The sequence below is a fragment of the Streptomyces sp. MK37H genome, assembly GCF_018035285.1.
GTDB classification, from domain to species: Bacteria; Actinomycetota; Actinomycetes; order Streptomycetales; family Streptomycetaceae; genus Streptomyces; species Streptomyces endocoffeicus.
The window spans coordinates 1-12,096 of sequence record NZ_JAAAYH010000280.1; the positions used below are offsets into that span (position 1 = coordinate 1).

General features: G+C 71.7%; 9 protein-coding genes. 2 read left to right on the forward strand and 7 right to left on the reverse strand.

All coding sequences use genetic code 11. The annotated features are described in order from the left end of the window. On the reverse strand, positions 1–1,160 hold a 1,160-nt coding region (locus GWI24_RS30400), incomplete at its 3' end, for a CocE/NonD family hydrolase (protein WP_210949093.1). A gap of 137 nt (positions 1,161–1,297) precedes the next feature. Between GWI24_RS30400 and GWI24_RS30405 the strand changes: the two genes are divergently transcribed. Beyond that, complete coding sequence (locus GWI24_RS30405; RefSeq protein ID WP_210949094.1) at positions 1,298–2,872, forward strand: AbgT family transporter; 1,575 nt, start codon at positions 1,298–1,300, stop codon at positions 2,870–2,872. An 18-nt stretch (positions 2,873–2,890) separates the two neighbouring features. Further along, a complete protein-coding gene (locus tag GWI24_RS30410) occupies positions 2,891–4,081 on the forward strand; it encodes a DUF5937 family protein (RefSeq protein WP_210949095.1) in 1,191 nt (396 codons plus the stop codon). A gap of 13 nt (positions 4,082–4,094) precedes the next feature. Here the strand turns inward: GWI24_RS30410 and GWI24_RS30415 are convergent, their stop codons facing one another. From GWI24_RS30415 to GWI24_RS30440, 6 genes are all read right to left on the reverse strand, one after another. Next, on the reverse strand, positions 4,095–5,984 hold the full coding sequence (locus GWI24_RS30415; RefSeq protein ID WP_210949096.1) for an ATP-binding cassette domain-containing protein: 1,890 nt from the start codon (positions 5,982–5,984) through the stop codon (positions 4,095–4,097). 333 nt (positions 5,985–6,317) lie between these two features. Beyond that, positions 6,318–7,595: a thymidine phosphorylase gene (locus GWI24_RS30420; protein WP_210949097.1), complete on the reverse strand. Its 1,278-nt coding sequence runs from the start codon at positions 7,593–7,595 to the stop codon at positions 6,318–6,320. A 65-nt stretch (positions 7,596–7,660) separates the two neighbouring features. Continuing rightward, complete coding sequence (locus GWI24_RS30425; protein ID WP_210949098.1) at positions 7,661–8,083, reverse strand: cytidine deaminase; 423 nt, start codon at positions 8,081–8,083, stop codon at positions 7,661–7,663. After that, the gene (locus tag GWI24_RS30430; RefSeq protein ID WP_210949099.1) at positions 8,080–9,375 is read right to left on the reverse strand and encodes an ABC transporter permease; all 1,296 of its coding nucleotides are present in this window, start codon (positions 9,373–9,375) and stop codon (positions 8,080–8,082) included. The genes GWI24_RS30425 and GWI24_RS30430 overlap by 4 nt, the downstream gene beginning before the upstream one ends. Beyond that, positions 9,372–10,499 carry an ABC transporter permease gene (locus GWI24_RS30435; RefSeq protein WP_210949100.1) on the reverse strand — a complete coding sequence of 376 codons (1,128 nt, stop codon included), beginning with the start codon at positions 10,497–10,499 and terminating at the stop codon, positions 9,372–9,374. The genes GWI24_RS30430 and GWI24_RS30435 overlap by 4 nt, the downstream gene beginning before the upstream one ends. Next, on the reverse strand, positions 10,496–12,096 hold a 1,601-nt coding region (locus tag GWI24_RS30440; protein WP_247617081.1), incomplete at its 5' end, for an ABC transporter ATP-binding protein. The genes GWI24_RS30440 and GWI24_RS30435, both read right to left, overlap by 4 nt.

A 12,096-nucleotide genomic window follows, 5' to 3' on the forward strand; every position in this document is an offset into this window, starting at 1 on the left:
CCGCCGTGCCGCATCCGCCCGGCCGCGTCCCGGCGGCCGTCGCCGCCGCCCATCAGGAAGTACTGGACGGCGGGGAGGTCTCCGCTCCCCGGATCGCCCTCCCGGCCCAGCGCCCGGTCGAACCAGCGGCGGCGGAACTCCAGGTAGGACGGGGCGAGGTTGCCGTCCAGGGTCGCCCACGGGCCGAAGTCCACGTCTCCGGCGAACGTCTCGCAGCGGTGCCCGTGCGTCCACGGGCCCATCACCAGGTGGGAGGGTGCCGACTTGAGCGCGCGCAGGGCGGTGAAGTTCTCGATGGTGGAGCGGACGTAGGGGTCGTACCAGCTGCCCACGTGCAGGCTCGGCGCGTCCGGGAAGCGCTCGTAAAAGCCTCGCCCGTAGATCGCCGGGGCGCGGTAGTAGTCCCCGAAGGTGTCCTGCCGCCACTGCTCCAGCAGAAAGTCCTCGTACGCCGACAGGTGCCGCAGCGGTGTGCAGCCCGGCCGCCACGGCATCGCGCCGAACCAGCCCGCCACATCCACCCGCAGCAGTTCCTCGGCCAGCACCGGATCCGCCGCCGCCTCCGGGCTCATCGCCGCGTGCCGCAGCGCCCAGGTCACCTGCTTCAGCTCGAAGGCTCCGCCCATCCGCATCCCCGCGTCGTACGCGGACGAGAAGCCGCCGGAGTCCTGGAACATGGCGGCGAGCCCCGTCACGCCCTCGGCGGCGGCGGCCGCCTGGACGTGGGCGGAGTAGGACACCCCGGTCATCACGACCCTGCCGTCACACCACGGCCGGCTCCTGAGCCAGTCGATCGTGTCCGCCCCGTCCGGGCCCTCGCCGAGGTACTTCACGAAGGTTCCCTCGGAGTCGCCACGGCCACGGCAGTCCTGCCGTACGACGTGGTAGCGGGCCTCGGTGAAGTGCCGGGCGATGTCCTCGGGCATCGGGACCGGCGCGTCGCCGCGGTCCTGGTCCGAGCCGCGCCGCGCACGCCGGCCGTACGGGGTGCGCTCCAGGAGCACGGGCAGCGCGGTCGCCTCCGGCTCGGGTGAGGCGGAGTACAGGTCGGCTGCGAGCCGGATGCCGTCCCGCATCGGGATGCGCAGGGTGTGGCGCCACAGGGCGCCGCCCTGGAGGGCTTCGGGTCGACCGGTGCGGGAGGTGTCGTAGCAGGTCACGCCCGTGACGCTAAGCAGCGGCGCAGAGTGTGGCGATCACTTGACCTCATCAGGTCAACTGTTCTGCCGGACGGTGACGGGACCCGGCACGGGACCTACTGTGCAGCGCAACCCAGCACAGGTCCCAGGAGGCCGCCATGAGCACACCCGCCAGCCGCACCCAGGAGGTGCGGGCCCCCGAGCCGGACGAGGGCGGCCGTGGCTCCCGGCTCCTCGACCTGGTCGAGCGTGCGGGCAACGCACTGCCGCATCCGTTCTGGCTGTTCTGGCTCCTGGGCGGGGTGGTCGCCTGCGTCAGCTGGGCCCTGCACACCGCCGGCCTGCGCGTCGAGGACCCGTCCTCGGGTGACCTGGTCGGCGTCCGCAGCGCCCTGTCGGCGGCAGCCGTACGGGACCTGATCAGCGGTGCCGAGGAGTCCTTCGTCACCTTCGGCCCGCTCGGCACCGTGCTGATGGTGATGCTCGGCGTCGCGGTCGCCGAGCGGTCGGGACTCTTCGAGGCACTGGCCCGCCGCATGCTGTCGGGCCTGTCCCCGCGGACGGTCGTCCTGGGCGTGGCCCTGGGCGGCGTCCTGGGGAAGTTCTTGTCCGACTCCGCGTACGTGGTCCTCATCCCGCTCGGAGCGGTGGCCTTCCGCGCCGTGGGCCGCTCCCCCATGCTCGGCATGATCGTCGCGTTCGTCTCCATCAACGCCGCGGGGGACGCCAACCCGCTCATCGCCCCCGGTGACGCGCTGTTCGCCTCCGTGGCCACCGAGGCCGCGCGGCTCGTCGACAAGGACGTGGTGGTCCGCGCGACGGACAACATGTACTTCACCACCGTCTCGGCGTTCGTGCTGGCCGGCACCATCGCCCTGGTCGTGGACAAGATCCTCGCCAAGCGCGAGCACCACCTGACCCCCGACGCGGACCTGGAGGCCGCCGCCGCGGGGCGGGGCGTCGCCGCCGAGGTCGACGACGCCACCGAGGTACGGGCCCTGAAGATGACCGGGCTGGCCGTGCTCGGTTACGCCGCGCTGATCGTGCTCGCGATGCTCCCCGCCTCGTCGCCGCTCCGCGGCGAGGGGGGCGCGATCGTGGAGTCCACCTTCATGAACGCCATCGCCGTCTTCCTCACCGTTCTCTTCCTGCTCATCGGTGCCGTGTACGGGCGGCTCACCGGGCGGATCAGGGGGAGCCGCGCGATACCGGAGTTCATGGCGGACGGAGTGCGCTCCATCGCGCCGCTGCTGGTGCTCTTCTTCGCCGTGTCCCAGTTCCTCGCCCTGTTCAAGTGGACCAACATCGCCACGGTCGTCGCGGTCGACGGCGCGGACTTCCTCAAGCAACTGGGCGCACCCACGCTCGTGCTGTTCTCCGTGCTGATCGTCGCGGTCGCGCTGATGAACCTCGTCATCACCTCCGGCTCCGCCCTGTGGGCCCTGGTCGCCCCGGCACTCGTGCCCATGCTGATGCTGCTCGGCACCAGTCCGGCCGTCACCATGGCCCTGTACCGCATCGCCGATTCCTGTACGAACTCCATCACCCCGATGAGCACCTCGTTCATCCTCTGCGTGGGCTATCTCCAGACCCTCCGCCGCAAGGCCGGCATCGGCACCCTGATCTCCTTCACCCTGCCCGTCGCCATGATCATGCTGGTGGTCTGGGTGCTGCTGTTCTTCCTCTGGTACCTGCTGGGCATCCCGCTCGGCCCGGGCGCGCCCGTACGGTGAGCGCCGTACGCTGACGGCGTGAGCATCGTCCTCGACCTCGGAGGGCTCGCCCCCGCGGACCTCGCGGCGGCACCCTGCGCGATGTCGGAACTGATGGCGAGCCTGCACATACTCGCCGAACCCGAGCACCACCCGGAGGCCGCCGGCTGGGCGGCCCGCGCCGCCGCGGCGGGACCCGAGCTGCGCGACGAGCTGTCCGTGTTCGCTCCTCTATGGGCCCGCTTCCGCTGCCGCCTGTTCTTTCCCCATACGGTGCCGGTGCCGCACGCGGCGAGCCTCGACGAGGAGCTGGCGGCGACGGCGGAGCTGCCGGTGGACGACTTCGTCGATCTGGTGGCGCCCGGAGTCCTCGGCACCGCCGCGCAGGACGTGCCGCCGGCCCGCGAGCTGCGCCTCGGCACCGCCGCCGCCGAGGACTACGCCCGCCGCTGTCTGCGCCGCAGTTACGCCCGCGGGGAACTGGCGCGGCAGTTGGTGGCGGCACCGCTGGAGCTGCGGGACCGGCTGCTGGCGGTGCTGCGGGCCGCCGACACCGCGTTCTTCGCCGAGGACTGGCGCACCCTGCGGCCGGCCCTGGAGGACCACGCGCGCGAGGTGCGCCGCCGACTGGCGGCCCTCCCCCTGGGGGCACCCCCGGCCGGAGTCCCTCAGCCTCCGGCCGGGGGTGCCCCCAGGGGGACTTCGGCCGGGGGGACCTCCAACTCGCTTCGCTCGCCCGCGGATGTGCTCACCGAGCTGCTGCCCACGGCGGTCCGGGTCGGTCCGGGCGAACGGGTACGGCTGGACAAGCTCCAGATCGACGAGGTGAAGGTGGCCCCGCGCCCCCTCGTCCTCGTCCCGTCCGCCCGGGTGTGGCCGCATCTGACGGTCAAGCGCGAGCACCCGTCGTGCGTGGTGGTGCAGTACGCGGCGCCCCGCACCACCCCGGACGTACAGCTGACCCTGCGTGATCTGCACGACCGGCTGATGGCGCTGACCTCGCCCGCCCGGATGGAGCTGTGCCGTCATCTGCTGGGCGAGCCCATCACCACCTCGGAGCTCGCCGCCCGGCTCGGCTCCAGCGAACCGCAGGTCTCCCGCGCGCTGCGGACCCTGCGCGACGCGGGCCTGGTGCGCTCCACCCGGGACGGCAAGCTGGTGCGGCACCGGCTCGCCACGGATGTCGTCCAGCGACTGGGCCAGGACGTCCTCGCCACCGTGGCGCGGTGAACCGGACGGCGGCCTAACGGTCCTTGGCCAGCGCGACCAGCTCGGCGAAGAGCCCGCCCGCGTGGACGAGTTCGTCGTACCGGCCCTGTTCGATGATGCGGCCGTTCCGCATGACGATGACCCGGTCCGCGAGGCGGGTGTTTTCGAGCTGGTGCGTCACCACGATCGTCATGCGCTCGGCGGCGATGCGCTTGACCTCCAGGAAGATCTGGTGCTCGCCGCGCGGGTCCATCTGGGACGTCGGTTCGTCCAGGATCAGCAACGGGGTCCGGCGGTACAGGGCGCGGCCGCAGGCGAGTCGCTGCCACTGTCCTCCGGACAGCTCGGCGCCGCCGAAGAGTTCGCGGGCCAGCAGGGTGTCGAGCTGCCGGGGCAGCTTCTCGATGGCCTCCCGCATGCCGACGGCGTCGACGGCCTCCCACACCGGGGCGTCGTCGTAGGTCTTGGGCTGGCCGAGGGTGATGTTCTCGCGGGCGCGCAGGGGCCAGCAGGCGAAGTTCTGGGGAACGAGGGCCGTCCGCGCCCACACCGCGTCGGCGTCGGCCTCGGCCAGATCGGTGTCGTCCCACAGGATCCGGCCCTTGTCGGGGAGGAGGATGCCGGTGAGGAGCTTGGTCAGGGTGGACTTGCCCGACCCGTTCTCGCCCACGATGGCGAGGATCTCGCCGCGGCGCAGGGTGAGGGAGACGCCGTCGACCGCGGGCTCGTTCTTGCCCGGGTACTGGTAGACGACGTCGTCGAGGCGGATCTCGTCCACCCGGCCCGGGATGGTCGACTCCCCGCGCTGCGGGGCGCGGTCGGCCGCCATGTCGAGGAACGACCGCATGTCGGCGAGGTAGAGCGAGGTGTGGAACATCGCGGCGCCATGGATGACGAGCTGCGAGAGTGCGGCGAGCGTGGCCTGCACGGCGACGACCGCGGTGGCCGCGACCGGCAGGGCGACGCGGCCGGTGGTGGCCAGCCAGGCGAGGGCGGCCCAGGTGCCGAGGAGGAACAGCCCGCCGAGGGCGGAGGTCGCCAGGACGATACGGAGCATGCGCGGCGCGGCGGTCAGGGTGCGCTGGTCGATGCGCTCGGACAGGGCGCGGTACCAGTAGACGAGATAGCCGGTCATGCCGTTGGCGCGCACCTCGTCGCCGTACCGGGAGTACGTGGCCCACCAGCGCATCATGCCGCGCACGTTGCGGTCGCCGATGTTGGCGTAGTGCGTCTCGTAGTCGACGCGGGCGGAGAGCACGGCGCCCAGACCGGCGGGCAGCACGGCGAGCAGGAGCAGCGGGAGCATCAGCCAGTGGAGGACGGTGATGACACCGCTGGCGGCGATCATGCGGACCAGGGCGGCCATGAAGCGCTGGGCGTCCTGGACCATCAGCCGGGTGCGGGTGACGCCGACCTCGGCGGCCTCCTGGCGGTCGGCGAACCCCGGCTCCCCGTACGCGGAGGCCTCGACCCGGCATACGGCGGTCACGAGGGCGACGTCCGCCTCGGACATCAGGCGCGGGGTGATCCGCCCGTCGGCGTACGCGGACAGAGCACCGCTGATTCGGCCGACGGCGGCGGCCACGGCCACGACGACAAGGGCCGGCAGCGCGGCGTGCAGGCGTGTCGATACGGTGCCCGCGCCGAGGATGTGCGTCATCGCCTGTGCGGTGAACCCCAGCACGCAGGCGGCCGTGGCGCCGGTGAGGACCTGGCAGGCGAGGAGCAGGACGACCGCGGGGCGGTCGACGGCCCAGGCCATGCGCGCGGTCTTCTTCAGCACCGAGGGAAGCCGCGAGCACATGGTGGCGAAACTCGCCTCTTCCAGCGGGTTCTTGCCGTGCTTCCCCTCGAAGCTGATGACCGCGGGCGGTGGAGGGGGTGGCGCTGCGGGGCGTTCGGTCGAGGTGTCGGTCACGGTCACCTGGAGCCCTCCTCGGGTCGCCGCCGCACCTGGATGGTCCGGCGATGCCAGGCTCAACGAGACGGTGCGCGTCTCGAACGCGCTCGATTCCGGACGAAGCGGGGGCCCAGGAATGCGGGGGCATCGAACGCGTGGTCGCGTGCCGCAAGGCTTCCGGTGCGGCCGGGGGTGGCCGAAACGCCGGTGGTGGTGACGTGGGTGACGTATGAGGTTCCACGACGCGTCGCCTGTCACCAACCTCCTCGGACAGCACAGCTAGTGCCGCGTCAGTCAAGGTTTGCCCGGTAGCGAGGCGTCCTGGTGCGGTCAGCTGCATCGACGATGTCCGACGGGTCAGGCGATGCGGTCCAGAACGATCGGGGTGGTGGTGTATTCCGTGTTCGCGGGGGCGTAGGCGATCGCGTCGGCCAGGGCTTCCAGGGCGTAGGGGAAGGCCGACGGGGTGTCGGTGTGGAGGGTGAGGAGGGGCTGGCCGGTGGTGATGTGGTCGCCTGGTTTGGCGTGGAGTTCTATGCCCGCGCCCGCCTGTACCGGGTCCTCCTTGCGGGCGCGGCCCGCGCCCAGGCGCCAGGCGGCGAGGCCCACCGCGTAGGCGTCGAGGCGGGTGAGGACGCCGGTCGACTCGGCGTGGAGGACGTGGTGTTCGCGGGCCACCGGGAGCGGGGCGTCCGGGTCGCCGCCCTGGGCGGCGATCATGCGGCGCCAGTGGTCCATCGCGGTGCCGTCGGCCAGGGCCTTGGCCGGGTCGGCGTCCTTCAGGCCCGCCGCGTCCAGCATCTCGCGGGCCAGGGCCAGGGTGAGCTCGACGACGTCGGCCGGGCCGCCGCCCGCCAGGACCTCCACGGACTCGCGGACCTCGAGGGCGTTGCCCGCCGTCAGGCCGAGCGGGGTGGACATGTCGGTGAGCAGGGCGGTCGTACGGACGCCGTGGTCGTTGCCGAGGCCGACCATCGTGCCGGCCAGCTCGCGCGCGGAGTCGATGTCCTTCATGAAGGCGCCGGAGCCCACCTTGACGTCCAGGACCAGGGAGCCGGTGCCCTCGGCGATCTTCTTGGACATGATCGAGGAGGCGATGAGCGGGATCGACTCGACCGTGCCGGTGACATCGCGCAGCGCGTACAGCTTCTTGTCGGCCCGGGCCAGCCCCTCGCCCGCCGCGCAGATGACCGAGCCGACGTCGCGGAGGACGGCCAGCATGTCGCCGTTGGTCAGCTGGGCGCGCCAGCCGGGGATGGACTCCAGCTTGTCCAGGGTGCCGCCGGTGTGGCCCAGGCCCCGGCCGGAGAGCTGCGGTACGGCGGCTCCGCAGGCGGCCACGAGGGGGGCGAGCGGCAGGGTGATCTTGTCGCCGACGCCGCCGGTGGAGTGCTTGTCGGCGGTCGGGCGCGGCAGGGAGGAGAAGTCCATCCGCTCACCGGACGCGATCATCGCGGCGGTCCAGCGGGCGATCTCGGCCCGGTCCATGCCGTTGAGGAAGATCGCCATCGCGAGCGCGGACATCTGCTCGTCCGCCACCTCGCCGCGCGTGTAGGCGTCGATGATCCAGTCGATCTGGGCGTCGGTGAGGCGGGTGCCGTCGCGCTTGGCGCGGATGACGGAGATGGCGTCCATGGGGGCTGTACGGGGCCTTTCGTGTTCAGGGGGCCCGACCGGGTGGGCCGAGGCGGCGTGGGGCGTCAGCCGTGGGCCGCGGCGCGGCGGAGGTCGGCGGGGCCGAAGGCGTCCGGGAGGAGTTCGGCGAGCGGGCGGATGCCCGTGGCGGTGTCCATCTGGAGCTCCGGGCCGCCGTGCTCCCACAGCAGCTGACGGCAGCGGCCGCAGGGCATCAGCACGGTGCCCTCGCTGTCGCAGCAGGTGAAGGCGGTGAGGCGGCCGCCGCCGGAGGCGACGAGGGAGGAGACCAGACCGCATTCGGCGCACAGCGCGACGCCGTACGCGGCGTTCTCCACATTGCAGCCGCTGACCGTTCGGCCGTCGTCCACGAGCGCGGCGGCGCCCACCGGGAAGCCGGAGTAGGGGGCGTAGGCCCGGGACATGGCGTCCCGGGCCTGGACGCGCAGCGACTCCCAGTCGGGGGTCGCGGCGGCGGAAGTGGTCATGTGCCCTGTCCCTTCCGGTAGGGCCTGTTGTTCGCCTTGGGCATCCGCAGCCGCTGTGAGGCGAGCCCCATGACCAGCAGGGTCACGATGTACGGCGTGGCGCTGACCAGGTCGTTGGGGACCGTGTCGGTCAGGGCGTACCACAGCAGCAGCGCGACGGCCGCGGCGCCGGACACCGCGCCCGCGACATAACTCTTGCGGACAATCCGCCAGGCCGCCAGCGCGGCGAGGCCGAGCGCGACCAGGAGCAGCAGGGCGTGCACGGTCGCCCCGCCGTTGCGCAGCTGGAGCGCGTCGGAGTAGCCGAAAAGACCGGCGCCCATCGCGAGCCCGCCCGGCCGCCAGTTGCCGAAGAGCATGGCGGCGAGGCCGATGTAGCCGCGGCCGCCGGTCTGGCCCTCGTTGTAGATGTGCGAGCGGACGAGGGCGAGGAAGACGCCGCCGAGCCCGGCGAGGGCGCCGGAGATCACCACGGCCGCGTACTTGTAGAGGTAGACGTTGACGCCGAGGGACTCGGCCGCCGTCGGGTTCTCACCGCAGGACCGCAGCCGCAGTCCGAACGAGGTCCGCCACAGGGCGAAGAAGCTGCCCACGACCAGCAGGACGGAGACGACGGTCAGCGCCGAGATGTCGGTGACCAGGCCGCCGAGGATGCCCGCGACGTCCGAGACCAGGAACCAGTGGTGGTTCTCCAGATCGGCGAGCCAGTCGGACAGTCCGGGGACGGTGAACGACTGGATGGGGTCGACCTGCGGGGAGTTCTTCGGGGAGCCGCCGATGTCGGCCAGCGGCTCGAACCAGCGCTTGGCCAGATAGGTGGTGGCGCCGAGCGCGAGGATGTTCATCGCCACACCGGAGATGATGTGGTCCACCCCGAAGGTGACGGTGGCCACCGCGTGCACCAGACCGCCGACCGCGCCGCCGAGGACGCCCGCGAGCACCCCCACCCAGGGGTTGGTCTGGTAGCCGGCCCAGGCGCCGAAGAAGGTGCCGAGGATCATCATGCCCTCGAGGCCGATGTTGACCACACCGGCCCGCTCGGACCACAGCCCGCCGAGGCCCGCGAGGCCGATGGGCACGGCCATGGAGAGGGCGGCGCCGATCTGCCCGGCGGAGGTGACGCGGTCGAAGTCCGCCTGCTGGGCGGCGTCGACGAGCGCCCGCAGCACCGACAGCGCGATCAGCGCCCCGGCGACGATCAGCAGCACCTTGCCCAGGGACATCCGGGAGGCGGGCCCGTTCCCCTTGCCCGGCGTGCTCGTGCTCTTGGTGGTGGTCACCGTGGCACTCATGCCGGCACCTCCTGCTTGTCCGTACCCTTGTCGGCCCTGGCCTGGGCGGCGAGCTCAGCGCCCACCCTCTGCTGCTGGCGCTTGAGCCCGTAGCGGCGCACCAGTTCGTACGCGATGACGACACACAGGACGATCACGCCCTGCATCACGCCGACGATCTCCTTGTCGTAGCCCTCGAACTCCAGGCGGTTGGCGCCGCGCTCGAGGAAGCCCCACAGCACGGCGGCCAGGCCGATGCCGACCGGGTTGTTGCGGCCGAGCAGCGCGACGGCGATACCGGTGAAGCCGATGCCGGTGGGGAAGTCGGAGGTGAACTGGTGGGTGTCGTTGAGCAGGGTCGGCATGCCGATCAGACCGGCCATCGCGCCCGAGAGCAGCATGCTGGTGAGCACCATGCGCTTGACGTTGACGCCGCTGGCCTGGGCGGCGGACTCGGAGCGGCCCACCGCGCGCAGATCGAAGCCGAACCGGGTGCGTCCGAGCAGGAACCAGAAGCCGACGCCCGCGAGCGCCGCGACGACGATGAAGCCCCAGATGGGGTCGAGGTCGCCGCCCGCCGGGATGGTGAAGAAGTGGCTGGAGGACGGCAGCGGGTCGGTGGCCACGATGTTGGTCTGCTTGTCGAGGTCGGCCAGCCGCCCGTCCACCAGCAGATAGCTGATGACGATGCCCGAGAGGGAGTTCAGCATGATGGTGCTGATCACCTCGCTGACGCCCCGGTAGACCTTCAGCAGACCGGCGATGGACGCCCACATGGCGCCGACGAGCATGCCGACCAGCAGGATCAGCGGGATCTGCACCAGCCCGGGGAGCTTCAGCGCCCCGCCGACGACGGCGGCGAAGAAGGCCGCGAGCCGGTACTGGCCGTCGACGCCGATGTTGAAGAGGTTCATCCGGAAGCCGATGGCCACCGCGAGCCCCGCCAGGTAGTACGTGGTCGCCTTGTTGAGGATGTAGACCTGGCTGTCGGCCTTCACGCCGTAGTCGAACATGATGCCGAAGGCGTTGAACGGCTCCTTGCCGGTCGCCAGCAGCACCAGCGCGGTCACCACGAACGCGGCGGCGAGCGCCAGCACCGGGGCCGCGACCGCGAGCAGCACCCGCTCCTTGTCCAGCTTCTTCATCGGTCCTCTCCCCCGGTCGCGGCCTGGGCCTCGGTTCCGGCCCCGGTCGCGGCCTCGGTCCCGTCGTCCGCCGGGCCCTCCAGATGGCCGGAGGCGGCACCGGTCATGGCCGAGCCCAGCTCCTCCGGGGTGATGGTGGCGGGGTCGGCGTCGGCGACCAGCCGGCCGCGGTACATCACCCGCAGGGTGTCGGACAGGCCGATCAGCTCGTCCAGGTCGGCCGAGATCAGCAGCACGGCCAGGCCGTCCCGGCGCGCGGCGCGGATCTGGTCCCAGATCTGCGCCTGGGCGCCCACGTCCACACCCCGGGTGGGGTGCGCGGCGATCAGCAGCTTGGGGTGGTGGCTCATCTCCCGGCCGACGATCAGCTTCTGCTGGTTGCCGCCGGACAGCGAGGCCGCGGTGACCTCGATCCCCGGCGTACGCACGTCGTACTCGGCGACGATCCGCTCGGTGTCGCGCCGGGCGGCGGCCGGGTTCAGCAGCCCGGCCTTGCTGTTGGGCTCCTCGGTGACATGGCCGAGGATGCGGTTCTCCCACAGCGGCGCTTCCAGCAGCAGTCCGTGCCGGTGGCGGTCCTCGGGGATGTAGCCGATGCCGTCCTCGCGCCGCTTGCGGGTGGGCGCGTGGGAGATGTCGGCGCCGTCCAGGGTGATGGTGCCGGCGTCGGGGTCGCGCATACCCATGATGGCCTCGACCAGTTCGGCCTGACCGTTGCCCTCCACACCGGCGATGCCGAGGACTTCGCCCTTGCGGATGGCGAAGTCGATGTCGTCGAGCACGGCCCGCTCGACCCCGTCCACATCGGTGGCGGTCAGCCGCAGCGCGTCCACGACGAGCATGTCGGTGTCGGTGACGGTGGATTCGCGGGTCTCGGGCGAGGGCAGCTCGCTGCCGACCATCAGCTCGGCCAGCTGCCGGGGGTTGGTCTCGGACGGCACGACGGAGGCGACCGTGGTGCCGCGCCGGATGACGGTGATGTCATCGGCCACGGACAGCACCTCGCCCAGCTTGTGCGAGATGAACAGCACGGTCAGGCCCTCGGACTTGAGCTCGCGGAGGTTGTCGAAGAGCGCGTCGACCTCCTGCGGGACGAGCACGGCGGTCGGCTCGTCGAGGATCAGCGTCCGGGCGCCCCGGTAGAGGACCTTGAGGATCTCCACGCGCTGACGGTCCGCCACGCCCAGGTCCTCGACGAGGACATCGGGGCGGACACCCAGCCCGTAGGCGTCGGAGATCTCCTTGATCCGGGCCCGCGCCTTGCCGGCGATGCCGTGCAGCTTCTCGGCGCCGAGGACCACGTTCTCCAGCACGGTGAAGTTGTCGGCGAGCATGAAGTGCTGGTGCACCATGCCCACGCCGCGGGATATGGCGTCCGCCGGGGAGTGCAGTTCCACCGTCTCGCCGTCGATCGCGATGGTGCCCTCGTCCGGGCGCTGCATCCCGTAGAGGATCTTCATCAGGGTCGACTTGCCCGCGCCATTCTCGCCCACGAGGGCGTGCACGGTGCCGCGGCGCACGGTGATGTCGATGTCGTGGTTGGCGACGACTCCGGGGAACCGCTTGGTGATTCCGTGGAGTTCTACGGCGACGTCGG